21 protein-coding genes are annotated in these 25,393 nt (G+C 43.7%); 7 read left to right on the top strand and 14 right to left on the bottom strand.

All coding sequences use genetic code 11. From position 1 onward, the window contains the following. Nucleotide 1: 1 nt before the first annotated feature. The 6 genes from alc to uraD form a co-directional block, all read right to left on the bottom strand. Complete coding sequence (alc, locus tag JMX18_RS06430; RefSeq protein ID WP_201585932.1) at nt 2–1,105, bottom strand: allantoicase; 1,104 nt, start codon at nt 1,103–1,105, stop codon at nt 2–4. A gap of 54 nt (nt 1,106–1,159) precedes the next feature. Continuing rightward, a complete protein-coding gene (gene puuE / locus JMX18_RS06425; protein ID WP_406947350.1) occupies nt 1,160–2,170 on the bottom strand; it encodes an allantoinase PuuE in 1,011 nt (336 codons plus the stop codon). 88 nt (nt 2,171–2,258) lie between these two features. Further along, nucleotides 2,259–3,770 (bottom strand): NCS1 family nucleobase:cation symporter-1, encoded by a 1,512-nt coding sequence (locus JMX18_RS06420; protein WP_201585930.1) that lies wholly within the window; start codon nt 3,768–3,770, stop codon nt 2,259–2,261. Nucleotides 3,771–4,005: 235 nt separating this feature from the next. Then, a complete protein-coding gene (locus tag JMX18_RS06415) occupies nt 4,006–5,322 on the bottom strand; it encodes a urate hydroxylase PuuD (protein WP_201585929.1) in 1,317 nt (438 codons plus the stop codon). Between the two features lie 79 nt (nt 5,323–5,401). Then, nucleotides 5,402–5,770 carry a hydroxyisourate hydrolase gene (uraH, locus tag JMX18_RS06410; RefSeq protein ID WP_201585927.1) on the bottom strand — a complete coding sequence of 123 codons (369 nt, stop codon included), beginning with the start codon at nt 5,768–5,770 and terminating at the stop codon, nt 5,402–5,404. Between the two features lie 73 nt (nt 5,771–5,843). Beyond that, nucleotides 5,844–6,395, bottom strand: coding sequence for a 2-oxo-4-hydroxy-4-carboxy-5-ureidoimidazoline decarboxylase (gene uraD / locus JMX18_RS06405; RefSeq protein ID WP_201585919.1), 552 nt, complete (start codon nt 6,393–6,395; stop codon nt 5,844–5,846). A 233-nt stretch (nt 6,396–6,628) separates the two neighbouring features. Between uraD and JMX18_RS06400 the strand changes: the two genes are divergently transcribed. Next, the gene (locus tag JMX18_RS06400; protein ID WP_201585910.1) at nt 6,629–7,300 is read left to right on the top strand and encodes a TetR/AcrR family transcriptional regulator; all 672 of its coding nucleotides are present in this window, start codon (nt 6,629–6,631) and stop codon (nt 7,298–7,300) included. 24 nt (nt 7,301–7,324) lie between these two features. Here JMX18_RS06400 and JMX18_RS06395 read toward each other — a convergent pair whose 3' ends face one another. After that, entirely contained in the window at nt 7,325–8,740 is a 1,416-nt protein-coding gene (locus JMX18_RS06395; protein WP_201585907.1) for a uracil-xanthine permease family protein, read from the bottom strand. Nucleotides 8,741–9,395: 655 nt separating this feature from the next. Between JMX18_RS06395 and JMX18_RS06390 the strand changes: the two genes are divergently transcribed. Continuing rightward, nucleotides 9,396–11,444, top strand: coding sequence for a TonB-dependent receptor domain-containing protein (locus tag JMX18_RS06390; protein ID WP_201585906.1), 2,049 nt, complete (start codon nt 9,396–9,398; stop codon nt 11,442–11,444). 100 nt (nt 11,445–11,544) lie between these two features. Here the strand turns inward: JMX18_RS06390 and JMX18_RS06385 are convergent, their stop codons facing one another. The 4 genes from JMX18_RS06385 to JMX18_RS06370 all read right to left on the bottom strand — a co-directional run bounded on the left by JMX18_RS06385 (nt 11,545) and on the right by JMX18_RS06370 (nt 15,804). Then, entirely contained in the window at nt 11,545–12,318 is a 774-nt protein-coding gene (locus JMX18_RS06385; RefSeq protein ID WP_201585899.1) for an iron ABC transporter ATP-binding protein, read from the bottom strand. A gap of 75 nt (nt 12,319–12,393) precedes the next feature. Beyond that, nucleotides 12,394–13,464 carry an iron chelate uptake ABC transporter family permease subunit gene (locus JMX18_RS06380; protein WP_201585890.1) on the bottom strand — a complete coding sequence of 357 codons (1,071 nt, stop codon included), beginning with the start codon at nt 13,462–13,464 and terminating at the stop codon, nt 12,394–12,396. 66 nt (nt 13,465–13,530) lie between these two features. Continuing rightward, complete coding sequence (locus JMX18_RS06375) at nt 13,531–14,508, bottom strand: ABC transporter permease (protein WP_227674692.1); 978 nt, start codon at nt 14,506–14,508, stop codon at nt 13,531–13,533. 273 nt (nt 14,509–14,781) lie between these two features. Next, complete coding sequence (locus JMX18_RS06370) at nt 14,782–15,804, bottom strand: siderophore ABC transporter substrate-binding protein (protein WP_201585888.1); 1,023 nt, start codon at nt 15,802–15,804, stop codon at nt 14,782–14,784. 452 nt (nt 15,805–16,256) lie between these two features. On the opposite strand from JMX18_RS06370, the gene JMX18_RS06365 reads away from it, so the two are divergent. The 3 genes from JMX18_RS06365 to JMX18_RS06355 all read left to right on the top strand — a co-directional run bounded on the left by JMX18_RS06365 (nt 16,257) and on the right by JMX18_RS06355 (nt 18,515). Then, the gene (locus tag JMX18_RS06365; protein ID WP_201585887.1) at nt 16,257–17,342 is read left to right on the top strand and encodes an energy transducer TonB; all 1,086 of its coding nucleotides are present in this window, start codon (nt 16,257–16,259) and stop codon (nt 17,340–17,342) included. Nucleotides 17,343–17,419: 77 nt separating this feature from the next. Continuing rightward, nucleotides 17,420–18,079 carry a MotA/TolQ/ExbB proton channel family protein gene (locus JMX18_RS06360; protein ID WP_201585876.1) on the top strand — a complete coding sequence of 220 codons (660 nt, stop codon included), beginning with the start codon at nt 17,420–17,422 and terminating at the stop codon, nt 18,077–18,079. Nucleotides 18,080–18,113: 34 nt separating this feature from the next. Next, complete coding sequence (locus JMX18_RS06355; RefSeq protein ID WP_201585874.1) at nt 18,114–18,515, top strand: ExbD/TolR family protein; 402 nt, start codon at nt 18,114–18,116, stop codon at nt 18,513–18,515. Nucleotides 18,516–18,705: 190 nt separating this feature from the next. Here JMX18_RS06355 and JMX18_RS06350 read toward each other — a convergent pair whose 3' ends face one another. Further along, on the bottom strand, nt 18,706–19,140 hold the full coding sequence (locus tag JMX18_RS06350; RefSeq protein WP_227674581.1) for a DUF2799 domain-containing protein: 435 nt from the start codon (nt 19,138–19,140) through the stop codon (nt 18,706–18,708). A gap of 417 nt (nt 19,141–19,557) precedes the next feature. Between JMX18_RS06350 and JMX18_RS06345 the strand changes: the two genes are divergently transcribed. Both JMX18_RS06345 and topA read left to right on the top strand, forming a co-directional pair. Next, nucleotides 19,558–20,178, top strand: a complete 621-nt coding sequence (locus JMX18_RS06345; protein WP_201588251.1) for a hypothetical protein — start codon at nt 19,558–19,560, stop codon at nt 20,176–20,178. Nucleotides 20,179–20,590: 412 nt separating this feature from the next. Further along, complete coding sequence (gene topA / locus JMX18_RS06340; RefSeq protein WP_201585870.1) at nt 20,591–23,245, top strand: type I DNA topoisomerase; 2,655 nt, start codon at nt 20,591–20,593, stop codon at nt 23,243–23,245. Nucleotides 23,246–23,420: 175 nt separating this feature from the next. On the opposite strand, the gene JMX18_RS06335 is transcribed toward topA, so the two are convergent. Beyond that, nucleotides 23,421–23,978: a superoxide dismutase family protein gene (locus JMX18_RS06335; RefSeq protein WP_201585863.1), complete on the bottom strand. Its 558-nt coding sequence runs from the start codon at nt 23,976–23,978 to the stop codon at nt 23,421–23,423. 196 nt (nt 23,979–24,174) lie between these two features. After that, nucleotides 24,175–25,275: an META domain-containing protein gene (locus JMX18_RS06330; protein WP_201585861.1), complete on the bottom strand. Its 1,101-nt coding sequence runs from the start codon at nt 25,273–25,275 to the stop codon at nt 24,175–24,177. Between the last annotated feature and the right edge of the window lie 118 nt (nt 25,276–25,393).

Below are 25,393 nucleotides of genomic sequence, written 5' to 3'. Positions count from 1 at the left end.
CTTATGAATGGTGAGCGGTGTCAGTACTGTCAGCCACCTTGCCATAAACACGCACGCGGCTGAGCCCGCCATCTGGAAAGATATTAATCCGAATATGGGTGATGGGCTTATCAATCTTGAGCTGGCTTTGATTGTAGCTGTGTACTTTGTGGGCTTCGGTAGTCTGGGGCTCAAGTAAGGTTTGCCAAAACATACTTTGGGTCACCAGCGTTTGCTCTGGGGTATCTGGCGCATAGACCGCTTGAATAGAGACTTTGTCAGGATAATTACCCTTGAAATGGGCGGTATCGACATCGATGGCGTCGACGATACCCGCTTGACCTAAAGCAATAATACACCAGTCATTACCGGGCTCACGGCGGCGGCGGGTCTCCCAGCCATCGCCCATATTGGGCGCTTCAGTAGGCAGTAGCAAATTGCTGGCACCGCCAAAGTGAGCGTCATTACTGGCGATAGCGCGGCCACCATTCAAGGCATTAGCGAGGTCAATACTTTCGCTTTGATTATGAACATTTTCATCCAACTGAATATCACCATAGACCCGAAGACGTGCCACGCCGCCATCAGGATAGATATTGAGACGCAGGTGGGTGACGGTTGTCTCATCATTGATATCGATAAACTCATGATTATGCCCCTTCAGCGGAGTCATACCGACGATGGTCTGCCATACTTTGCTATCCCATTCCTCTTTAGTCATTTGAGTAAGCTCTTCTGCATCTTTTTGCAATAAATCTGGCGCGTATAACGTATCTACGCTCGCTGATGAGGGAAAGTTACCGGTAAAGTGGCTGGTATCAATATCGAGACCGGCGATTTTGGTGGGACGAGCGAGCTGAACTACCATATAGTCATAACCCAGATGGCGCTTACGGCGGGTCTCCCAGCCGTCCATCCATTTACCGTTGTCATCGAACTTACCCACCATAAATACGGGCGGGAAAGGGTTTAAAATACGGCTTTTATCCGCAAAAAAGTCGTCAGTAGCGAATAGCACTTTTGCGCCTAGACGATTGTCAGCGACATTGGTTTTTTTGGTAAAGGCAGGCAGGTTTTCGGGTAAATTGTCAGCTGGAATAATTGGAAAAGCTTCTACGATACTCATAAGAACTCCTTTTTATAGGTTATAAATTTATTCAGGTTTATTTTAGAGGTAGGATTACAGCCAATCTGCGCTATTATCGCTAGTTGCGGGATGATTTTCATACCAGTGCTTCGCAATCTCGTCACGGCGGCAGATCCAGACGTCAGGCTTGCTAGTGATATATTTTAAGAATTGTTTAAGGGCAGTAATGCGCCCAGCACGGCCAATGATGCGGCAATGCAAACCGATAGTGAGTATTTTGGGCGTGTTTTTACCGTCTTTGGCCCCTTCCTCATACAGAGTATCAAAGCTGTCTTTGAGATACTGATAAAAGGGTTCGGCGTTGGTGTAACCGGGGCTGGATGAAAAGCGCATATCGTTGGTTTCAAGCGAGTAGGGAATGATTAGGTGCGGCTTACGTAATATTTGATCGCCATCTTCGACTCTGACATTTAACCAGTAGGGCAGCTCGTCGGCGTAGGAGTCAGAATCATAAACGTAGCCGCCTTGCTCCACCACCAATTCGCGAGTATTAGGGCTATCACGTCCGGTATACCAGCCAAGGGGTTGATGTCCCAGCATGCGCTCAAAGATTTCGGTAGCACGGCGTACATGCTCGCGCTCAGTTTCACGGTACATATATTGATAAGTAATCCAGCGCAGACCGTGGCTAGCAACTTCATGACCGTCTTCTAATACACGTTCGATAATATGCGGGGTCTTTTCAGCGGCCGCCGCGCAGGCGAAGGTAGTGATAGGCACACCGTATTCCTTAAACACGTCCAACACTCGCCAAACGCCAACCCGGCTACCATATTCAAAAGCTGACTCGATAGATTGGTGACGATTGACAAAGGAGGGCGTACCCAAGATATCGGACAAAAAGCGCTCTGACTCAGCATCGCCATGGATGACGCTATTTTCTGCGCCTTCTTCAATGTTTAGTACGAACTGCACAGCAATCTTGGCACCGCCCGGCCAATTGGCTTTGGGCGGGTTGCCGCCGTAGCCTTTGAGGTCGCGAGGGTAAGCAGATTGATCAAAATCGCTGGTTATTTTTTGAGTCATATTGTTCTTTTGAGTCATAGTGTCTTTCCTTTATACTTTTATAGCTTTATGAAAACTCTTTTAATTGTTATTTTTCTATAAATTTAATCGCCTAAAATCTTCTTTTTTATTCTGTAACTTTATTCAGCTCAATAGCGTATTTGCGCATAAGAAGCCAATAAACGATACCGCCTAATGCTGCGCCTAATAAGAAACCATAACCTTCAAATTTGGTCATACTTGGCACCAATACAGTAGCTACTGAAAATAGCGCACCGATGGCAAAGGCAATAAGACCGCGAACATTCCAGCCTTTATTATAGTAATAAGCGCCGGTCGGCTGTGCGGAGAACAAGTCATTCATATTAATATGTTGACGTCTGATAATGTAATAATCGATGACCAAAATGCCAAAGAAGGGCGCAATGATTGCGCCGACCACGTTGACGAAGCCAACAATACCAATTTTACTAATGACCGATAACCAGAGAGCACCAACAAAAAAAGCAATCACTGCGGTGATTAAACCACCTCTACGAAAGTTAATATGATTAGGAAATAAGTTAGCCAAATCATAGGCAGGCGGAATGAAGTTGGCGACCATATTAATACCTACGGTTGCGGCAAAAAATGTCAGGGCGGCAACGATAGTCAATGGTAGCGAATCAACACGCTCAACGATGTCTGAGGGGTTGGTTAAAGCTTCGCCAAATAATACCAAAGTGCCGGCGGTAATAACTAAGGCGATAAATGAAAAGAACACCATATTAACCGGCAAGCCCAGTAAGTTACCTAGGCGCATATCGCGCTCACTGCGTAAGAAGCGCGAAAAGTCGCCAAAGTTAATCACCACAGCGGCAAAATAAGCCACCATAGTACCGACAATAGCCGTAAAAGCTTGGACAGAAGTACCCGTATAATCGCTACCACTGGTGAAGATAGAGTTGATCGCAGGCAAGAGCTCAGCACCTGATTGATACCATATCATCGCCATCAAAATAATCATGACCACGTAAACCAGCGGCCCAGCCCAGTTCAAAAAGTGCTTAATAGGCTCAATACCAGCCCAAAACAGCATGATCTGAAATACCCAAACGATGACAAAAGCAAGCCAAGCAGTGCCGTTAAGCCCTAAAAAGGTACTATCCGAGCTACCTATAAACACCGCCAGTAAGATAGCAACGGCTGTGGAGGCAAAGTAGGTCTGCACCCCATACCAAAAGATACCGATAATTGCACGTAATAAAGAGGGCAGATTAGCGCCATTTACCCCCATGCTGGCTCGTATCAATACTGGAAAAGGTACGCCGTATTTGACACTAGGCTTTCCGGTTAGATTAACCATCACCATCACAATAAAGCCGGCACAAATGATAGCAGCCATTACCCACCAACCACTTAATCCATAGCTTAAGAACAGCGATGCAGCAAGCGTATAACCAAACAAACTTTGAATATCATTGGACCACACATTGAATATTGAGAACCAACCCCATTTGCGATCTTCTGGTTGCAAGGGAGCTAGATCGTCGTTGTACAGCCTTGAGTTTTTACGCTCTGGATCGAACAGGTTGCAATCATAGATAGCACTGATTGGCTGACCATCTCGCTGACTTCCTTGTCGCGTATCATTAGACATCCGTTCTTCCTTTTAGCGGAGAATAAGCATAATTAAGCTTGCTTTCACTGTAGGGATATCTGACGTTTTGGTCAAGATAAATCTTAGTTTTGATCTATAATTTTTTAATTAGAGCAAAAACCTAACTTCCTAGGTTCTATCGGAGAACAGAGCATGATACGGAAGCTATTTTTATTAGTAGGTCATTATCATCAATTAGCATATAGGTTGTTTTCAACAGACTGCTCAATTGCCGCTATAATCCTGAGGTATAAGCCAATATTTTCTGACGCTCATCATCTGTCAATTGGGTAAGATTACCCAGCGGCATATAGCCACTTTGTACCGCAGTGATGATCTTGTTTTTATGTATCTTCATGTCTTCAGGTGTCTGCAAAATGATGCCTGCTGGCGGCGCTGCAAATCCTTGCTGAGTTGGCTGAGCAGCATGACAGCTGGTGCAGCGTGTGTGTACCATAGCCATCATGGCAGTATCTGCTGAGGCAGTCACTGGTAATGGCTCAGCAGTGACGCTCTGATTAGAATTAGCAGCAGAATTAACAGCAGCGCTTGCTACCTCATTGTCAGTAGCTGGGGGTGTGCTGTCAATGGCTACAGATTCAGCAGCGACAGCAGTGATAGCAGGTAACGGTTCGATTGGCTCTGGGCGCATCCAAATGATTAATAATACCGTCAGTATGGCAGGAATCCATAAAAATTTCGGCTGGGTATTGCCCAAATGCTTTTGGTTAAAATAATGACGAACGATAGCGGTGATAACCCCGACAAAAACCAATACCAGCCAGCCGTGAGCATGGGAGTACATCATCGGATAGTGATTGCTGATCATGGTGAATATAAGCGGTAAGGTGAAGTAGTTATTCATCAAGGAGCGGTTTTTAGCCATCAACGCCAAATCTGCTACTTCCTTACCCGGCTTCTCACCGCGGCGCACACAATCTACTAGCGCACGCTGGGCAGGCATAATGCCAAAGAATACATTACCTGCCATTACCGTACCGAGGATAGCACCAATATGAATAAAAGAGGCACGATCACTAAATAACTGGTAAGACCCCCAACAAGCAATCACCAATAGAATAAAAATAGTCGAGCTAAAAATAAGCGCATTTTTGCCAATATAACTACGAACGATTACCTCATAGATAAAATAGCTGCCGAATAGGAACAATAAACTGGTAGAGATGGCGCCTACATTGGTAAAAGCGATCTTGCTGGGATCAATCAAATAAGCAGTCGCATTGGCATAGTAGACAATAGAGAGCATCGCCATACCCGTTAGCCACGTGGTATAGGCTTCCCATTTAAACCAGTGCAGGGTCTTTGGCATCTCTTCAGGTTCAAGCTTGTATTTGGCAATCTCATAAAAACCGCCGCCATGTACCGCCCATAAATCGCCTGAGACTCCTTTATCGGTTTTCCACTGCGGCGGTTTACGCAGGCTAAGATCTAACCATACAAAATAAAATGAGGCACCAATCCAAGCTATCCCCGCGATAACGTGGAACCAGCGAAAAAATAAAGCTACCCAGTCGAGAAGATATGTACCCATACGGCCAATGTCCTTTTGTCCAATGCTCAGTTATCCAATACCTTGTTATCCAATACTTTGTTCTATGCTATTTCGCTATTTATGAGCCTCGATAAGTGCTATAACCATGGGCGCTGAGCAGTAGCGGCACATGGTAGTGGCTATTGTCGCTAACCACAAAGTCGATAACCACTTGCGGATAAAATGTGGTTAGTTGCTGTGCGTCAAAATAAGACTGAGTGTCAAAGGTTAAAATATAGCGGCCACTATCTAAGGCGCACTCAGAGTTATTAAGGGCAGGGTCAAACTCCCAACTGTCGGGGGAGATACGCCCATCGTTATTGGTGGTAGCATTTGCTAGCAGCTTAGCGGCATCATTATCGGTAACGCGGTGCAGCGTCACTGCAATATCAGCAGCAGGCTTGCCTAGATGAGTATCTAGAATGTGCGATGAAAGAGTGGCGGGCATAATATTTCCTTAGAATAGGCGGTCAAAATAGAGATAAAAATAAGGCTGACATAAGGCTTACGGTTTAAATAAGTTACGCCGCGCTTAGCAGTTTTTGTAAGCGTAACCGAGTGATTTTGTTCTGCTCAATAGCGGCAGTGGTAAGCTCGGTATCACGATCATTGGGCAGACGGGTAAGCAATAAATCCAGCATGTGCTGGGCACTCTTGCCAGTCGCAAATACGATAAAGATAAAGCCAAATTTATCGAGATAATCTTGATTGCCTTGCGCCAGTGCTGCCAGCACTGCATCGTCAGCGTCGTTGGCACCTGATTGCTCGTGCGCGGCGCTATCTTGAGTGTTGCGATACTTTTGTTTCAGGGTAGCTACATTGCCAATTTGTGGATGACCATCGAGCGCTTCTAACAAGTCTGCCTCTTGGGTTTGCACCTCTTGCCAAACGCTATCGCTGCTTGCGAATAAGGTTTCTAAAACTGGAAAAGGGCGCTTGCTGGCTAGTTGGCTTGCCCAACTGCTACTGGTGCAACAGGTTAATAACTGAGCAGTGGCCTCTGTATGAGATAATTTATTAAAGGCGGCTAAAGTTAAAGGTGCTGGATTAGAAGCTGCGGAACTAGAAGTCATTTGACATCCTTGTCTTTTAAAATGGCTACTGATGAGTTAGGACGGTTTTTACTAAAGTTTTTATGACATAGTTTCTATTCTGCTTAAAGCTGACCAAATGGTCAACTAGTTTATAAACTATTTTTAATGCTATGCTATATTTCATCAACTATATCTCGTAATATTTGGGTTTTATGGTAATAACCCATTAGAATACGGCTCTTTATATGCATTTATAGCTAACGGTTGCATTTATGATTAATACCCAGCAAGCAAATTCCTTACCTTCACCCTCATCCGAACCTTCGCCTCAGCGTAGCCAACAAGATATTCGCGCCCATAACCAAGCATTGATTCTTAGCGCCGCTGAAGAAGAGTTCGTACTGCAAGGCTATCGCGGCGCCACTATGCAAGGTATCGCTGATCGAGCGGGGCTGCCCAAAGCCAATATTCATTATTACTTTAAAAATAAACAGAACTTATATAAGGCGGTGCTACGTTCAATCATTGAAGAGTGGAATGATGGCTTGGTCACTATGACGGTTGATAGTGATCCCAAAGCCGTCATTGAAAAGTTTGTCCGTACCAAACTGCGCCAAGCCTTTGCCAATCCCAATCGGCACAAACTGTTTGCTTTAGAGGTCATTAGCGGTGCGCCGCATTTGCAAGAATTTATGTCAACCACCATGCAAGAGTGGGCGCTTGATAAAGCGCAGGTTATGAAAACTTGGCATGAGCAAGGCAAAATTACTATTGCTGATCCGCTGCAACTATTAATCTTGATCTGGGCAACCACCCAGCGTTATGCAGAATTCGAAACCGAGATAGTGGGTCTATTACAAAAAGAGGCTTATGATCAGCAAGATGAAACCCGTGCCGCTGATTTTTTAGTCCCCTTTATACTGCGCGGCTGTGGGCTCGAATAACCGCGCTACTATCCAATAAATCTCTCAAGATAACTCTTGTATAGGCTCTAAAGCTTTATCAAGCGGCTGTTCTGGAGTATCAAACTCCACTCCGTAGCTTTTGGGTAAGATAGTATCTAAGGTGATAGCGACAATGCCTGACATAGTTACCGCTGAACCAAAGATATTACGAAACAGCTGCGGCGTCTGCGCCAGCACGTCAGGGACAAAGGCAATGCCCATCGATAGCCCTAAGGAGGTGGCGATAATCATGATATTGCGATGGGTAAATTCCACCGTGGATAGAATGCGAATACCGGCAGTCGCTACCGTGGCAAACATCAATAAGGTAACCCCGCCAACTACTGGTTTTGGTAACTGGGTAAAGATAGCGCCGATAATGGGAAATAAACCCATAAAAAATAAGATACCGCCCACATAAAGACCAACGTAACGGCTGGCGATTCCCGTCATCTGAATCACCCCATTATTTTGGCTGAAAGTAGTGACAGGGAAGGTATTAAATATTGCCGCAATTAAAGAGTTCACCCCGTCACCTAATACTCCGCCTCTAATGCGCTTCTCGTATATCGGCCCCTTTATCGGCTCGCCTGAAATCATCGAAGTCGCGGTCAAGTCACCTGAAGTCTCAATACTGGTAATAACATACATAAAAGCGATAGGGATAAAGGCTTGCCAGTCAAAACCGAAACCAAATTTAAAGGGTACGGGAAAGGTAAATAACGGGGCTTCACTAACCAAAGAAAAATCAATCCGCCCCATAAATATAGCGGCAATCAAGCCCAGCATCAGTCCGATAAAAATCGCACTGGAGCGAATAACTTTATTATTAATAATGCTAATCAACACCACACTGACCAGTACACCGCCGCCCAGTAATAGGTTTTGCATACTACCAAAGTCCTTAGCACCAACGCCGCCTGCCAAATCAGTGAGCCCCACTTTAGTCAAAGACAAGCCAATAGTGACAATGACGCAGCCGGTGACGATAGGGTTCATTAGCGATCTGAGTCTAGTGATAAATTGACTCAAAAATATCTCAATAAAGGCGCCCAGAAAGGAGACCCCAAAGATAACTGACAGAATCTCCTCTGGGCTGCCGCCGCGATTTTTGACCACAAAACCAGCGGCTAGTACCGCAGCTAAGAAACCAAAGCTAGTACCTTGCAGCGCCATAAGACCAGAGCCTACCGGCCCCACTTTGCGGGTCTGAATAAAGGTCGCTACCCCTGATACCATCAAAGACATGCTGATAAGATAAGGGATATGCTCGCCTAAGCCCAAAACCCCGCCAATGATGAGTGACGGAGTAATAATGCCGACAAAGCTGGCGAGTACATGCTGAATAGCGCCCAAAAACGCTTTTGCAGGGGCAGGGCGATCGTGTAGTCCGTATAATAAATCGGTATTTATTTGCGTTTTTGCATTGGGATCACTCATTGTGGCTCTCTCCTTGAATAACTGCTAAGCCTAACCCTCATCGATTATTCAGCCATTTATCTGATATAGACTTAGGGATAAATACCCCTAAGTCTCCTATTACAATAATGGCTGTCGATTCAATAAAGAGTCGCACCTGTCCTTGTGCTACTACAAAAGCTAAAAACTAAACAATGGCTAAAGATAAAACTAATTAGTCCATAAAAACCTGACCATTTAGTCAGCTCTAAATAGAATATAGTGAAAAGGTCAGTTATTGCAATGTTTTTTTAATATTAATAGTTGTTTTTATTACTGATTATTTATAAATAGCAGTAGCTTGTGTAGTTTTCAGTGCTAAAACAATGCAATTGTGGGTCATCAGCGCTTTAAGAAGCTTAAGCTAATGTAGAGTCCCAAACCTTCTAAGCTAAGTCATAAAGCTATTTAGTTCTAAAATCCTTATATTAATTATTGCCAAAATGTTAATACTCGGTTATCATGCTTTTCGTTATGATAATGATAACAATTATCATTAACTTTATTAATACGATTCATAGAGCTTGTAAATACTTTAAATGGTTTAAAAACTAGAGAAGATAAAAGTCATTTAAAGAATTGTGGTTGATGAATCATTTTAAAAATAAATCTAATAGTTAAATCAAGCGAGTGCGTTATGGGTAAAATGAGGTTTTCTAGTCGAGTAACCGTATTATCGATGAGTGTAGCAGCAGTGTTGTGGTCACAAGTAGCGAGTGCTGAGGAGCTGCCCAGTACCACTTTGCAAACCATCACTGTAACCGCCAATAATTCGGTACGTGAAAGTGTGCAAGAGGATTCTGTCTATATAGAAGACTACACGCCAGCAGCGCAAGCCAGTCATTTAAGTGACTTTTTGAACGTAGTACCGGGGGTTACCGTTGGTGGGACGTCAACAGTTAACCAGCGTGTGCGCGTACGTGGTCTTGATGATACCAATTTAAAAGTCACGATTGATGGTGCTCGTCAAGAAGGCGCAATGTTTTACCACATGGGTGATATCACCATCGACCCAGATTTATTAAAAAAAGCAGAAGTAGCCGTGGGTAATAATTCAGTTACCTTGGGTAATGATGCTATTGGCGGAGCCGTGGCTTTTGAAACGGTAGATGCGGCAGACCTGCTAAAACCTGGTCAAAGAGTGGGTGCAAAAATACATGCAGGTTATGGTAGTAACAATGACGAGCTTCTGACTTCGGCAACTGTCTATGGTGCTCCAACCGATAATATTGATTTATTGGCTTATTATGGTAAGCGCGATACAGATTCTGGCGAAGATGGTGACGGTCGTGAGCTTTTTGAAGACAGCAAAAGTGAAAACATCTTATTAAAAGCTGGGGTGGCTATCAATGATGATAACCGTATCGGCGCTAGCTTTAGCCGTACTGAGAAAAAAGGTACCTTTCCATTTCGTCCTGATTTTCCTAGTTTAGGTGATGACCCAATCCCGCAAAAGGTAAAGAGAAATACTTATACGGTGGATCATAACTTTAACCCCTTAAACACTTTGATTGATGTTGATACTACTATTTATCAAACTGAAACAGAGATTTTGCGTGATAATCAACCTGACGTATCGCCAGGTTATGACTGGAATGCTAAGGTAAAAACTACTGGCGCCAAGGTTGAAAATACCAGTGTTATTGAAACTGAAATGGGCCGCCATAAGTTGATAGCAGGGGCAGAACACTATAAAAAAGAATCGGAGATGGCACGAGATAATAATAGTGCAAATAGTGATAGTGCAAAAAATACTTCAGTGTATTTAGAAGATCAGTGGCAGATGGGTAAGTTTAGCTTAACTCCAGGGGTCCGTTATGACCGTTACGAGTCGCCTGAATTTGTATCAGGCGGTAAGACCTATGACAATGTGGTGGGTGCCTTGGCCGCCAGTTACGAGATTGCGCCGCGTACCCAAGTCTTTGCCAGCTATACCCAGTTGTTTAATGGCCCCGACTTAGGCCAAGCGATCTTCAATAGCAATGGTGCTGGTATTTATGTCAATAATGACTTAAAACCAGAAGAGGGTTATAACTCTGAAGTGGGTGTTGCCACCACCCTGCGGGGGCTGACCATAGCTGACGATGCGCTGCAACTAAGTGCTAAATACTTTAAGTCTAATATCGAAAACTATCAACAGTTTATGAGAACAGGTAATCGTCCAGGTAGATTTGGAATTGATTGTGAGACTGGAGAAATTGGCGGTGAATGCCAAGGTATGATTAACAGCGATGAAGATTTTGAGATAAAGGGGGTTGAGCTGGCAGCAGACTATAGAGCAGACAACTTTGGTATGGGTCTAAGCTACTCGCGCGCCCGTAGTGAAGGCGACAGAACAGGCAATAGCATTCCATCAGTAAGTGGTGGTAGTGCTGACTCAGGTGATCGCTACATGGTAAATCTAAACTATGAGCCAAACGATGAGATAGGACTTGGCTGGCGCAGTACCTATGTGGCATCCATCACTGATAATCAGGGAGAGACTAAGTCAAATTATGATGTGCATGATGTCTATATGAACTACTCGCCACGTCAGCTTGAAGGTATTAAAGCCACGGTTGGGGTCTATAACTTGTTTGATGAAACTTATGCCAGCCACTCATCACGTTACAACGCTATTGATGATGCAACTACTGACTTTGAGATGGGTCGTAATATCAAAGCGTCACTAACTTATCAGTTCTAAAAGTTATTATAAATAGCTCTAAAAAAGCCAGCTATCTATTTTAGATAGCTGGCTTTTTATTTATTAATTATTTTTATTGAGCTGTTTTTATGGCGCTATTTTATTGAGCCGTATCTACAATGACCGGTCGATTTTGATGGGTCAATACGGTAACGTCTACGTCATATAAGTCTTTCATAGTCTCTTTGGTCAAGACCTCGCCAGGACTACCAACCGCCATGACTTGTCCGCCTTTCATAGTCACTACGGTATCGGCAAACTGCGCTGCTTGATTGATATCGTGCAGCACAATCACCACTGTTTTCTGCTCAGTATGACTCAAGCTTCGTAGCTCGCGCATCAGGCGACCAGCATGGTACATATCCAAATTATTGAGCGGCTCATCAAGCAATACATAAGGCGTATCTTGGCAGACAATCATCGCAATTAGCACACGCTGGCGCTGACCACCTGATAGCGTCGATAAGAAGCGATTGGCAAGCTCTTGCAATTCAAAGCGCTCGATAATCTCATCTACCTTTTGTACATCTTGGGGCGTAGGTCGTCCTTGATGGTAGGGATAACGGCCAAACATTAATAACTCATGCACGCGCAGGCGCCCTTGCACTTGGTTTTCTTGGCTGAGCATCGCCACCGTAGTAGCCAGCGTACGAGCATCACAGTTAACAATATCACGCGGCTCATTATCTACAGCAAAGCTTACCGAACCCGTTTGCAGCGGTTGCAGACGTGCCATCACCGAAAATAAAGTTGATTTGCCTGCGCCATTTGGGCCAATTAAGGCAATCACTTGCGATGGCGGTAAGGATAAATTGATATCGTGCAAAATTTGCTGTTTACCAATCTGATGCGAAAGCTGGTTTATTTTAATCATAATAGATCTTTTTTTTAGATAGGTCTTTGACGTAAATACGAGGCGTAGGCTATGTTTTAGCCTCTACACCACGCTTTATACTCGGCGACGCTGAGTCATAAATATCAATAGTAAAAATACCAAGCCGCCTGCCAGTTCAATAACCACCGACAGTACGCCTGCCATGCCTAGTAGTTGTTCAAAAATAGCCTGACCGAGCACCAAGCAAATCATCGCAATCAAACTAACCAGAACCAAGCGCTGACTATGAGCCATAGTGTTAGTCATTCGATTGGTCAAGGCACAAACCAATAGTCCAAAGAAAGTCACCGGCCCCACTAGGGCAGTCGCTGTGGCTACCAAGACCGCAATAACGGTCAACAAACCGAAAGCCAAACGCTGATAATTTATTCCTAAATTTATGGCTTGTGGCTTACCAAGCATTAACACATCACACTGATAACGCCAGCGCCATATTACTATGGCACTGATGGCGCAAATAGCGATACTGATACCCAGCAGTTGCGGATTGATAGTGTTGAACTGGGCGTAACTAGCAGATTGTACCACCACAAAATCATCGGGATTAATGAGCCTTGCTACCAGTGCTGATAAGCTGCGAAACAAAACCCCAAAGATGACGCCTACCAGTATCAGCCGAGTTAAGTCCTGATTGGTCTTAGAGAATAGCACCCGAAATAGTAATAATGACGCACCAAACATCAATATCACTTCAAGCCCAAACTTCGCTACGGGGTTGATACTAGTAAAGCTAATCGCTCCTAAGAAAAATACCAGTAGACTTTGCAGCAGGACATATAAAGCATCAAAGCCCAATAATGACGGGGTCAAAATAGGATTGTGGGTCAAGGTCTGGAACAGTAGGGTGGAAACCCCGATAGCATAACCGACCACCATTAATGCCAGCAGTTTTTTACTGCGTAAAGGTAGGGTGAAGTCCCAATGGCCATTAACGTTTAAGGTTAAAAACAGTAATGCTGATAACAATAATAGAAGGCTAGCAACCAGAATAGGATGGTTAGTGACGGTCTGCCAAACTTTCAACAATCGATGGTTTGGTGAGTGCTGGCTCGATGGATTAGCAGCAGCTATAGATATGGCGTTATTTTGCGCATTTTTAGTAGGAGAGTCGGACGAGAATAACATACGCAAATCTTATAAAAAAGGATTTAAAATCAGTGTTTAAGAGCTCACTAATAATTAAAGGTTAATCTATTCTTGTGCAGGCGCACGCAATAATAACCATAAAAATATCACCGTACCGACGACGCCAAATACCGTGGCGACAGGGATTTCAAACGGATAGCGAATAGAGCGTCCAATAATATCGCACAGTAAGACCGCTGAGGCACCTAGCAGGGCGACGGCCGGCAAGCTGCGCCGTAGCTTATCACCCATAATACGGCTGACGATATTAGGCACGACTAAGCCAATAAAAGGAATCATCCCCACCGTAACGACCACCACCGCACTCATCATTGCTACCATGCCGACACCAATCCAAGTAATCTGGCGTTTATTGATACCTAAATTAAGCGCAATATTGTCGCCCAAACCAATAATAGTCAGCTTATCAGCGATAATATAAGCGATAACGCACAGCACGCCTGTCAGCCATAACAGCTCATAACGACCCGCTAATACGCTGGAGAAGTCGCCAAATTGCCAAACGCTAAGCATCTGTAATGATTCGGTTTGGTAAGCGATAAAGGTGGTTACCGCCTCAATAATACCGCCAAAGACGATACCGATAAGCGGAATCATCAGAAAGTCAGTGGGCGGAATCCGGCGGATAAGTAGCATAAACAGCATCATGCCAAAGACTGCGGTGACGGTTGCTACGCTCATTTTTATAATCAGTGCACTGGCGGGGAAGAGTAGGCTAACCACTAATAACCCAAGGGCGGCGCTCTGGGTGGCACCGACCATTGAAGGTTCAACAAAACGGTTTTTGAGCACCACTTGGATAATCATCCCGGCGACCGCCATGGCAATACCAGTTAAAATAATAGCTACCGTGCGGGGCAAACGGCTGACTAATAGTAAGGAGCTATCAGCGTTAGCACTATGATTAATCAGGCTTTGGATGACTCCCGACCAAGAAAAGTCTGATACCCCAATAGATAGGCTTAACAATATCAGCAGCCCCATAATAAATAGGCTACCGGTATTAATAAGCCAAGGCGGCATGGCGGCGCGGCGCGGTTTATGATTAGCATTACCAACGACTTTCCGCTGCCACTGCGGTGAAGCAGTGACTGGTAGAGAGGCTTTTAATTCATCTAAGCTGTCACCGACTTGATGAGCAGAGGCTTGGCGAGAGAATAACGACATAATGGTTGCTGGCTTAACATTTTGGCTGAGCAAAAAAGCTGATTGTAATAACTACCTGGTTCAAACAATCTTAAAAAAGTAGTGAAATAACGAGTAGCTAGCTATCATTTATGAGCAATAATACCGATTTTACTGGGTTTTACTAAAAGCGGCTTTAATAGTGTTCAAATCCTGCATCCATTGGTAATATCCGCCAAAAGCAAGGTAAGAATCTGGGCTTAAATAAACCACCTGATCTTTATTCCAAGCACTAGTTTGGGCAACTAATGGATTGTCGAGCACCGCTTTGGCTCCAGCACCATCTTCACCGATAGCCGCGCTACGATCTATCACAAATAACCAGTCTGGATTTACCTTTTGTACATACTCAAACGAGATGGGTTGACCATGGCGGGAGTCCTCTATTTGGTTATCGGCCATGGGCACGCCAAGGACACTATGAATAAAACCAAAACGGGATTTATCGCCGTAAGTAGAGAGCTTATTACCGTTGACCATCACCACCAAGCCGTTACCTTTATCCTTAGTTAAGGCTTGGGTTTGCTCAATCATCCCATCGATATCTTGTTGTAGTTTTAACGCTTGATCACTTTTGCCGAATAGAGCTCCTAGATCATGCAAACGTTGTTTGCTGGACTCATAAATATTGGCCGTATCGATGGTCATGTCTAAGGTTGGCGCAATATTAGAGAGCTCATTGTATTTCTCCGCCATCCGCGAACCCACTAGAATAGCTTGCGGTTGCATGGCGTTTAATGCTTCAAGGTCAGGCTCAAACAAGGTGCCGACTGTTTTGGGTTCGGATTGAGTATCAGATTGCAAATTATCTAAATGCAGATTGCTTGGCACCCCGTCAATCGCTACATCAAGCGCCGCCAAATCTTGCATCAAGGTCATATCATATACGACTAGGGGAGAGGGGTTCATGGCTAAGTCAACAGGGCCTTTGACCGTATCAACTGCGATAGTCGCTACTGAAACCGCATCATTATCAGCGACATTTGAGGCTGCATCAGCGGTATTGTTTTCTACTTTGCTATCATTGATTTCAGAATCACTAGAAGTACAACCGGTCAAGCTTATAGTAGCGAAAAGGGCAGCCGTTATAGCGGTTAAGGAGGAACGTTTTAAAAAGGTAGTGGGGTTAGACATGTTAAGCTCGATATATCATAAGTGGAGACGGATAGTTTATTTATTTTAAAGCCATAGAAATATTTAATGCCATTATGGTAAATGATATAAACTTATTTATCAATGATAATGATAATTGTTACTATTAATATTAACAATATTATCATCTAAAGATGGCAGTTATGACAGCAAATATAAATTGGCAAGGCTTTTTAACTTACCGTAAAGTTCGGGTATAGAACCCTTAAGTTTATAAGTGCTAAGCTATAGGTGTGGATAATTAAATCATGATATACAGGTGCTGGGCCGTTGTCATAGTGGTCGGTTAATAGTGATCCGGTTATCAATTAGTGTCGAGAGATAGCAAAAATATTACTTTTATATTGATAATGATTATCGTTTGTATTATTATCAACCCACTTTTTTAATCTCCTCTTAAATTCACTTCGATTTGTGTTAAGCGCTAGGGTGTTATGAGTTCAGCAAGTTTTGACAGACCATCGACTAAGCTAATCCTCAGCGCAATCGGTATCGTAGTGCTATTGCATGTACTGACGGCTATTGCCTTGACGCTAGTTAAAACGCCTACGCCCGTCATCGAGCCACTTCAAGAAACGCCGCCGATTGAGATTGAGCTTCTGACTATTGCTGACACTACATCCAGCGAAAGTGACAGTGATAGTAATAATGATGGCGAAGCAAACAATGCGGAAGTAATCGATGCTGAAGAAGCGACGATTGAAGAAGCGCAAGCTGAGCCTGAAGCTCAAATAGAACCCGAAGCGGAATTAGAAGTTGAGCCACAAGTTGAACCAGAACCTGAGATTGAGCAAGAACCTATAGTCGAAGTCGAACGTCAGCCTGCCCCCGAGCTAGTAGCACCTAAGCCCGAAATTACAGAGCCCGAGCCTGAAGTTATACCGCCTGAGCCTGAAACTATAGAGCCTGAAGCACAGGTGGAGTCTGCACAACCGCCCGCTACTGAGCCAGAATTAAAGTCTGGGGTGATAACGAGCACAACCACTACCATTAAAAGCTCAAGTGATAATTCAGGGGCTAGTAACGCTTCGCCATCTACTTCAGCGCCAGCCGCGGAAACTTATGGGGGAGGTTATACTCCGCACTCAACCATTCCTACCGCCCCTACTGTTAGTAGTATGCCGCAGGCGAACCGTGATGGTAAAAGCCAGCGTCCGATTCCCAAGGGTAGAGATGAGGCTCCTAAAAAGGATGCTATAGCGACACCACCGGCTACCAATAATGAGCCTATAACATATGGCAATATCAATGACTCAAGCTGGCAAACGTCGCCAAACTTTAACTCTATTCAAAACAACAAGTACAACTTTAAAACACCTGAACTTAGCATAGAGGTTAGTTTTTCGGTTGATGTATATGGCAACATAAGTAATATAAAAATAATCAAAAACTCAGGTAGCAATCGTTTTGGTAAAGATTTTATAAATGCTTTATCAAAGGCTAAGCTTAAACCGACAACCATAGATGAAAAACCTGTCAAAAGTGTCGCCAACTTCAAATTCAGAATGAAGCAGCAATAGTAAGTTTATAGCATAAAAATCAAATATGGCTAGTCAATACATACTAGGTAAGAAATCAAAATACTAAGGAGTCTTGAATGGACTTTGCAAGCTACTGGCAATATAGCGATATGGTAACTAGAGCACTGTTCTTTCTCTTGTTAGCCTTATCAGTGCTTTCTTGGGTGACCGGTATCATCCGAATTATTCAAAGTCGTAAATTGGCAACAACCGTCGCTGACGACTTGAGTGCGCAAATTCAAACAAAAAATGCTGAGCTGGCTACAGCTGATACTGCCACTCGGCGTTTGATTACCGAGCAGGCATTGCTCAAACATATCGGCCGTTATCGCTTTGCTAGTGAGCGCGGATTACCTATCTTAGGCACTACAGCAGCTATCGCCCCATTTATCGGGCTATTTGGTACGGTATGGGGTATTTTTCATGCCCTGCACAATATTGGTACCAGTGGTCAAGCGGGTCTTGATCAAGTCGCAGGACCAGTAGGTGAGGCGCTTATTATGACGGGTTTGGGTATTGCTGTAGCTATTCCAGCGGTAGTGTTCTATAACCTAGCTATTCGTATCAATCGCCGCGTAATGTATCAAGCTAATGACCGGGCGCATGACTTATTGGCGCAAGCTGTTGATGTGGTCAAACCTGCCCATTCAACTGCTAGCAAGTCCGCAAATGCAGTACCTAGTAATCAAAAAATGGCAGGTATGGTAAATGCGCCGGCTAATCAACATAGCGTATAGTTTGATAGATAATTAACCCAAGATTGAGATTATTATGGCTTTTCAATTAGGCGATGACGACACCCAAAGCATGAATGAGATGAATCTTATTCCTCTCATTGATGTGATGTTAGTGTTGATGATTATATTCTTGTTAACCGCAACGGTTTTGAATCCAACGGTTCCGCTTAATCTGCCTCAAACTAACGCCGAGGTGAATGAGCCGCCAGTCGACCCTATTCAAATCAGTATTGATAAGGATGCGGGGCTGTTTTGGGATGATGAGTCTGTCACTATGGCAGAGTTACAGACACGTTTGCAGCAACAGGGTGCAGCTGGCAATGATCCTTCTATTCAGTTACGTGCAGATAAAGAAGGTAAGTATGATACCGTCGCTCAAGTGTTAGCGGCGGCGAGTGGAGCAGGATTGACCAAGATTGCTTTTGTCAATGAATAGCAGTTTGGATAAACCACTATAACAATAAGCTTGCCAAATAAACCAGCAAACTTATAAGCAAAAACAGTGCCACTACAATAAGAAGAAAAATTAAAATAATAATCTTATCTCCAGCCTTTGTTAAGTTGCTTATCAATTTAACAAAGGTTTTTTTATACTGCTAATAAAGTCTGCTTTACCAGCTCCAACTTTACCAACCGTAGCCAAATGGTCTATAAAAAGGGCCGTAGCCAAAGTTACTGTAGCCAAAAGGATAAGGCGAGCGCAGATAGTCGAGGTCACGTTGACGGATATAGTAGTAGCGCCCTTGTGCGTAGGCTTCTTCTAACTTATCGATACCTTCAAGCGGGCAGACTGGCTGCCAGTCGTAACCTTCACGGCCTAGTTTGTAAGCGTTTAGCTCAGTACAATAGTTTTTGAGTCCTTGCTGACGACCTTGCTCCCAAAGCACTCGATTGGGAGTAGCGCCAATCACATTAGCGCAGCTATTAGCATAGTGACCAAAGTAAGCCCCTGAGCGCCCACGCAGTCCATCAGCGTAACCTACTTCTTGCCAATTACTAGTTTGACATTGCTGCGGGGTTAGATTCGGTTTGGTGGTGGCACAGCCTGATAAAGTTAACAATGCTATACCTAACAGTGATAAGCCAATTTTAGGCTTATTCACTTTATTTATAAATTTACTAGTCATGGTACTATTTGCGCTTTTAGGTAATAATTTTAATCTAGAAAAGTAAGTCATAATAAACCTGCCCGTTCAAAACTATGCTTTATCATAGCATTTTTTATTATTAGTAGCGTTTTATATCTTGTAGATTATTGATTCTAAATAAAGCTAAGTGATTGATATAAAACTGTAAATAACCGACTTAATGCTTGGTTTTACTGAGTTACTCAATGCACTGGGCTTGATTTTTCGTGGTTCGCGCTTATTATGAGTACCTGCTATTGATTTCTGGCTGAATATTTAGCGGTGCTGAACAGTAGCCTACAGTCTTTTTTGAACATTAAAATGTTAACCCAGCTAAAAGGTCGAACTATTATGGGGATGTGGATAGCCATTCTTATTGCACTGTTTGTATTAGGGAGTATGATGGCGCTTAAACCTAATGGAGTTGACCAGCGTCTAGACAAGTTACGCCTAACCGCACGCTCCTTGCAGCTTAATCCAAAGCTAGTGGCCTGTCCTGACTGGGTCCAGGGCAAAGATAATGAGTATGGCCGCGGCATGATGGGCCAATATTGTTTGAAACTAGATAATATTAAGCTGCCTCACACACGCTACCGAGTGCTTGATGGACAGTGGCGCCCCGATAGCAGCCTTGTTGATATTGGTGTCGATGATACTAAGCTTAATATTCCTAGTGTGGTGCGTAGTCTTAACAGTCCCATTAGTGAACCCGCTAAAAAGCCTGATTTTAGCTTAGATAAAGCCCCATTAGCATTACCGGCAACGATTGAGCCGTTTGTAAAAGGGTTAACGACCAAAGCCAACACTATCATTATCTACTGGGAGGATATTGCTTATGTTCGCCCTGTTACTAATCCTAGCTATCAGCCCAATGCTATTGAGCCTGATTTGTTAGCGCTAAAATCACAGCTTGAAAAGTGGGCGAGACAAATGCAGTATCAGCCCCAAAAACCAACTATTCTATTTGATTAGCGGACTATTACTTTGGGCGCAGGCATTGAAGAACAAGATATTAGAACAATATACTAAGTTACTATACGAAATACTAAGTTACTATACAAAATTTATATTATAAACCGAAGCTATATAACCGTTAAGATGAATGGCTATATTTAGAATTAAATAGCTTATGATATTGCAACAATTTGACGCTCAGCTGAGTATCAATAGTTGACAGCTCAGCGCATAGCAGTGTAACGTCATTGTAAATCTACTGCGGCACTAAAGTAATCATCTCGTCGCTGTCATGTATTTTATAAGCACTTATTGGTAGTCACCACTATTATTAGGCGGTCACAACCGCTGCATGACTACTCATTTTTAAGCTATTCATTTTCAACCACATTTAGCTACTTTTAATCCATTTATTATGGTGTCGTCAAACATGGCAAAAACCGCAACTAAGAAAAGTCCTGCCGCTGCTACCAAGAGTCCAAAAGGCAAGTCTTTGGTGATCGTCGAATCACCCGCTAAAGCAAAAACAATTAATAAATATCTAGGTGATGATTTTATCGTACGCTCAAGTATTGGGCACGTGCGTGATTTACCTGTCAGCGCTAGCAAAAGCACTAAAAAATCAGCGACTACCAAAAAAGATGAGAGCTTGAGCAAAGAAGAGAAAGCGCAGCAAGCATTGGTAAGACGTATGGGGGTTGATCCCGAGCATGATTGGGCGGCCGTCTATGAGATATTGCCGAATAAAACCAAAGTGATCAAAGAGCTAAAAGCCCTAGCTAAAGATGCGGACAAAATCTATCTGGCAACGGATATGGATAGAGAGGGGGAAGCTATCGCTTGGCATCTCAAAGAAGTCATCGGCGGTGCTGATAGTAAATACGAGCGGGTAGTGTTTAATGAAATTACCAAAAATGCGATTCAAAATGCCTTTAAAGAGCCCTCCAAGCTCGATATCGACCGTGTAAATGCGCAGCAAGCACGACGCTTTTTGGATCGCGTTGTAGGCTTTATGGTATCGCCTATTCTTTGGCAAAAAGTCGCTCGTGGACTATCGGCAGGGCGGGTGCAGTCGGTTGCTATGCGCTTAGTGGTCGAGCGTGAGCATGAGATTCGTGCCTTTATTCCTGAAGAGTATTGGCAGATTCATGCTGATACGCATATAGAAGATACCAAAAAGGCTGCTGAAGATATAGGCATTCGCTTGGAGGCTACCAAGCAAGCGGGCAAAACGCTTAAGCTGGTCAACAAAGAGCAAACTGACAAAGTATTAGAAGTTCTCAAAACGGCTGACTATCTAGTTAAAGAGCGTGAAGAAAAGCCCACTCAATCACGCCCGAGTGCGCCTTTTATTACCTCGACCTTGCAACAAGCCGCTAGTACCCGTTTAGGATTCTCGGTCAAAAAGACTATGATCTTGGCGCAGCGTCTTTATGAAGCGGGTCATATTACTTATATGCGTACTGACTCGACCTTTTTATCAGGGGATGCGCTAGCGGCTGCACGCGGGTTTATCGAAGACAGCTACGGCGATAAATATGTGCCTGAAAAGCCAAATTTCTATGGCAATAAGCAAAACGCACAAGAGGCGCACGAAGCGATTCGGCCCTCAAATGTCCATATGAAATCGACCCAGCTCAAAGGGGTTGAGCGTGACGCTATTCGTCTGTACGAGCTGATTTGGCGGCAGTTTGTGGCCTGTCAGATGATGCCAGCCAAATATTTATCGGTGAATTTGTTTGTAGAAGCGGGCAACGTTGAGCTAAAGGCCCGTGGTCGTACTATGACTTTTGATGGTTACACTAAAGTTATGCCACCTGCTAAAACTGATGATACGCTACTGCCCGATGTCAAAAAAGGTGATGTATTAACATTAGATAAGCTCGATCCTAGTCAGCACTTTACCAAGCCACCACCACGCTATACGGAGGCCAGTCTAGTCAAGGAGCTGGAGAAAAAAGGTATTGGTCGTCCATCAACTTACGCCTCGATTATCTCCACCATTCAAGATCGCGGTTACGTCAAGCTTGAAAACAAACGTCTGTTCGCTGAAAAGATGGGCGATATTGTCACCGATAGATTGACTGACAGCTTCCCCGATTTGATGGATTATACCTTTACTGCTGCGCTTGAGGATAAGCTTGATGATGTCGCTGAAGGGGGTAAAAACTGGAAAGATGTGCTAGATAACTTCTATGGCGACTTTAAGTCAAAGGTTGAACATGCCAAAGATAAAGACGGCATGCGCCCTAATGATCCGACCGATGTACCGGATGTACACTGTGATCTGTGTGGTCGTCCAATGCAGCTACGTACCGGTTCGACCGGGGTATTCTTAGGCTGCACAGGCTATAATTTGCCGCCTAAAGAGCGCTGTAAAGGTACCAAAAACCTGATGCCGGTTGAAGCCTTTGCCAATCTTGATGATGCGGAAGGCGATGATGATACCGCTGAAGTCAAAGATTTGATGGAGAAAAAACGCTGCCCTAAATGCGGTACCGCCATGAACGGCTATATCGTTGATGGTGGTCTCAAGTTGCACGTCTGTGGTAATAACCCTGACTGCGATGGCTATATCTTAGAAGAAGGCAAGTTTGAAGTGCCGGGCTCAGATGCACCAACCATTGATTGTAATAAGTGCGATGGGCAAATGGAGCTCAAGACCGGACGTTTTGGACCGTACTTTGCTTGTCAGAACTGTGATAATACCCGTAAAGTACTCAAAACTGGTGAGCCTGCACCGCCGCGTATGGATCCTATCCACATGCCGGATCTTAAATCGACCAAGCATGACGATTATTTCATCTTACGCGAAGGGGCGGCTGGAATGTTCTTGGCGGCGTCCAAGTTCCCTAAAGTACGCGAAACTCGCGCCCCTAAACTGGCAGAGCTCCGTCCTATTCAAGACAAAATGGAAGATAAATTCCAGTATTTATTTGAAGGGCCAGATGAAGACCCCGATGGCAATCCTACGATTCTACGCTGGTCGCGTAAGAAAAAGGAGCAGTATATTGGCTCGGAGAAAAACGGCAAGGCCACTCGTTGGGGCGTATATTGGCGTAAAGGTGAATGGGTAGAGGAGTAATTGCCTGTATCCACCGTTAAGGCTCTAATTGACCCTTGCTTAATAAGTATAATCTTTAAATTAAAAAAACCTCTTAGATTGTCTAAGAGGTTTTTTGTTATAGGAAAAGCTATTTTTTAATATAAAAACTAATTATAAAACTTAAGTATCAAAGCTATGACTTTGACCTAAATTATTAGTTCTTTTCAATGATGCCACAAGCAATACGGTCGCCTGAAGCGCCTGCTGGTTGGCTAGTATAGTCATCAGCGCCGGCATGGACGATAAAGGCACGACGGTGCACACTGTATTTACCAGCTTCAGCCGCAGAGATTTTCTTATTAACATAGTTTATAGTAGCAACGCCATCAGCATTAACTTTCAAGTTTGGTAAGTCACCTGCGTGGCCGTCCATATTATCAGGATGAGCATGAGGGTTGTTGTCAGGATTGAAGTGACCACCTGCCGCTTTACCGCCATCAGCACAGCTACCAGTTTCATGAATATGTAACGCCACAGTCGCTCCTGGCTTCATGTTCATAAGCTTACCATAAACTTGAACACCGCCATCTACAGGACGCAGATACATTTGGCCAACTTCGCGGTTAGTTCCATCTACAGTTTTAATAGTTGATTTCAATGCAGGCTGGTTCAGTGGGTTACCCGTCTGTAATTGACCTTCAGTCGTTTGACAGGCGGTCAAAGCTAAAGCTGAACCGCATAATAAGGCACTTGCAAACATCATCTTTTTCATAATTATCTCCATTAATATTCAATCGTTTGACTCTTGTAGTTATGAGTGCTTCTACAATTTCTACAGATTTTGTAGATGTCAGAGTTAGTATAGCCAAACAATTATTATAGTTGTTCACCAAATGCGCAACAATCGGTTAATAAATGTAAGTCATCAAAATGCGCTGACTCATATAATTTACCTTTATCTCGATAAACTAATCAATAAATTCAAAACTACGTTTTGGTTTTTTGGTGTTTTGCCATACTAAAGTCTCACCGGTTTCCATTGTCTGGAGTAAGTTATAGCGTGGAAAGTCTTCTGTTTTTTGATTTGAAGGTTGCAAGCTTAAATGCAGCTGGCTGGTACTGTTATGCATTAATTTCTCAAGCTTGCTCTCAATTCGATTACGTTCAATGCTACAGCCCATATCCGTACTAGGGTGCTGTCCTATCATAAGTTTTTGATCAGCGGTCAACAGATAGCCTCCGCTAACGCCATTACAAGTATCATCAAAGTACACTCTTGAACGCTGATCGTTAGTGCTAAAGTGTGCGCTGATAGGCACCTCAGGGTAGTAAAAGTCAGCTATAGGCTTGGAGGTCTTATTGGAGTTATCGATAGCGCTAACCAGATGCCACTGATAGCTTTCAAGCAACTTGGTAGTAATCGGTAAACCTATAATAGGCGCATCAGGCTTACTATCGCCTTGCCAGATCAAGGTTTTACCTTGGTCAACCTTGAGTGCCACAGTCGCTGAATCAGCAGTTTGCGTCAACCACTTAAAGCCAAAACCGCGTCCATCAGTATATTGCAGGGTGCTTTTTAAGCCTATGCTAACCAAATCGGTTTCATCACTATTTCCAGCATTAGGAGTACAGCTCATCGATAAAGAGTCAGAGTGGTGCATCTGATAGGGAAAATCACTGAATAGACGATCAGAGAAATAAAAACGATAGCGATTACAAATATTGTAAAATAACAACTTATTTGGCTGAATATCCATTACTAAAGGCGGGTCAGTAGGGATAGCAGTGGTTTGACTTTGCTCATCCGTAACCTGAGTTAATCGCCACTGATAACGGTTTAAAGCAGTTAAAGAAGGTTGCGTATAGGTTGATTCAGGCAATTGAGATCCTACTATAAGAGGTATGCGTACGGGCAGGATTTCAGTAATAGAGGAAGGCTCATTGATAGAAGATAGCTGCGGTACGGCGCTAGGTGGGCTCGCATTTGCTGCAAAACTGCTAGTTAAGCTTAAAGTAAGCCAAATATAGCTCGATATTGTTAGTGTTTTAATCACTAAGCTATTCATCATGAAATCTCTACTTAAGACATTTTATAAAATATAGCATTTTTATATAAATAAGCTTTGTCTAAAAGCGTAACCTAATAAAAAAGCCGCTCATCATAGTGATGAGCGGCTTTTGACTTTT

It is taken from the genome of Psychrobacter jeotgali, assembly GCF_904846315.1.
In the GTDB taxonomy this organism is placed as follows: domain Bacteria; phylum Pseudomonadota; class Gammaproteobacteria; order Pseudomonadales; family Moraxellaceae; genus Psychrobacter; species Psychrobacter jeotgali.
Note: the sequence above shows the minus strand (reverse complement) of the source record. Positions and strands in the feature narration are given on the sequence as shown.

Excerpts from the sequence above, each read along its gene's own strand:
- alc (WP_201585932.1), bottom strand. The coding sequence starts at position 1,105 with ATGAGTATCGTAGAAGCTTTTCCAATTATTCCAGCTGACAATTTACCC.
- JMX18_RS06335 (WP_201585863.1), bottom strand. The coding sequence starts at position 23,978 with ATGAAAAAGATGATGTTTGCAAGTGCCTTATTATGCGGTTCAGCTTTA.
- JMX18_RS06385 (WP_201585899.1), bottom strand. The coding sequence starts at position 12,318 with ATGATTAAAATAAACCAGCTTTCGCATCAGATTGGTAAACAGCAAATT.
- JMX18_RS06380 (WP_201585890.1), bottom strand. The coding sequence starts at position 13,464 with ATGTTATTCTCGTCCGACTCTCCTACTAAAAATGCGCAAAATAACGCC.
- JMX18_RS06400 (WP_201585910.1), top strand. The coding sequence starts at position 6,629 with ATGATTAATACCCAGCAAGCAAATTCCTTACCTTCACCCTCATCCGAA.
- JMX18_RS06415 (WP_201585929.1), bottom strand. The coding sequence starts at position 5,322 with ATGGGTACATATCTTCTCGACTGGGTAGCTTTATTTTTTCGCTGGTTC.
- uraH (WP_201585927.1), bottom strand. The coding sequence starts at position 5,770 with ATGCCCGCCACTCTTTCATCGCACATTCTAGATACTCATCTAGGCAAG.
- topA (WP_201585870.1), top strand. The coding sequence starts at position 20,591 with ATGGCAAAAACCGCAACTAAGAAAAGTCCTGCCGCTGCTACCAAGAGT.
- puuE (WP_406947350.1), bottom strand. The coding sequence starts at position 2,170 with ATGACTCAAAAGAACAATATGACTCAAAAAATAACCAGCGATTTTGAT.
- uraD (WP_201585919.1), bottom strand. The coding sequence starts at position 6,395 with ATGACTTCTAGTTCCGCAGCTTCTAATCCAGCACCTTTAACTTTAGCC.
- JMX18_RS06345 (WP_201588251.1), top strand. The coding sequence starts at position 19,558 with ATGGGGATGTGGATAGCCATTCTTATTGCACTGTTTGTATTAGGGAGT.
- JMX18_RS06420 (WP_201585930.1), bottom strand. The coding sequence starts at position 3,770 with ATGTCTAATGATACGCGACAAGGAAGTCAGCGAGATGGTCAGCCAATC.
- JMX18_RS06365 (WP_201585887.1), top strand. The coding sequence starts at position 16,257 with ATGAGTTCAGCAAGTTTTGACAGACCATCGACTAAGCTAATCCTCAGC.
- JMX18_RS06395 (WP_201585907.1), bottom strand. The coding sequence starts at position 8,740 with ATGAGTGATCCCAATGCAAAAACGCAAATAAATACCGATTTATTATAC.
- JMX18_RS06390 (WP_201585906.1), top strand. The coding sequence starts at position 9,396 with ATGGGTAAAATGAGGTTTTCTAGTCGAGTAACCGTATTATCGATGAGT.
- JMX18_RS06360 (WP_201585876.1), top strand. The coding sequence starts at position 17,420 with ATGGACTTTGCAAGCTACTGGCAATATAGCGATATGGTAACTAGAGCA.
- JMX18_RS06330 (WP_201585861.1), bottom strand. The coding sequence starts at position 25,275 with ATGATGAATAGCTTAGTGATTAAAACACTAACAATATCGAGCTATATT.
- JMX18_RS06355 (WP_201585874.1), top strand. The coding sequence starts at position 18,114 with ATGGCTTTTCAATTAGGCGATGACGACACCCAAAGCATGAATGAGATG.
- JMX18_RS06375 (WP_227674692.1), bottom strand. The coding sequence starts at position 14,508 with ATGCCGCCTTGGCTTATTAATACCGGTAGCCTATTTATTATGGGGCTG.
- JMX18_RS06370 (WP_201585888.1), bottom strand. The coding sequence starts at position 15,804 with ATGTCTAACCCCACTACCTTTTTAAAACGTTCCTCCTTAACCGCTATA.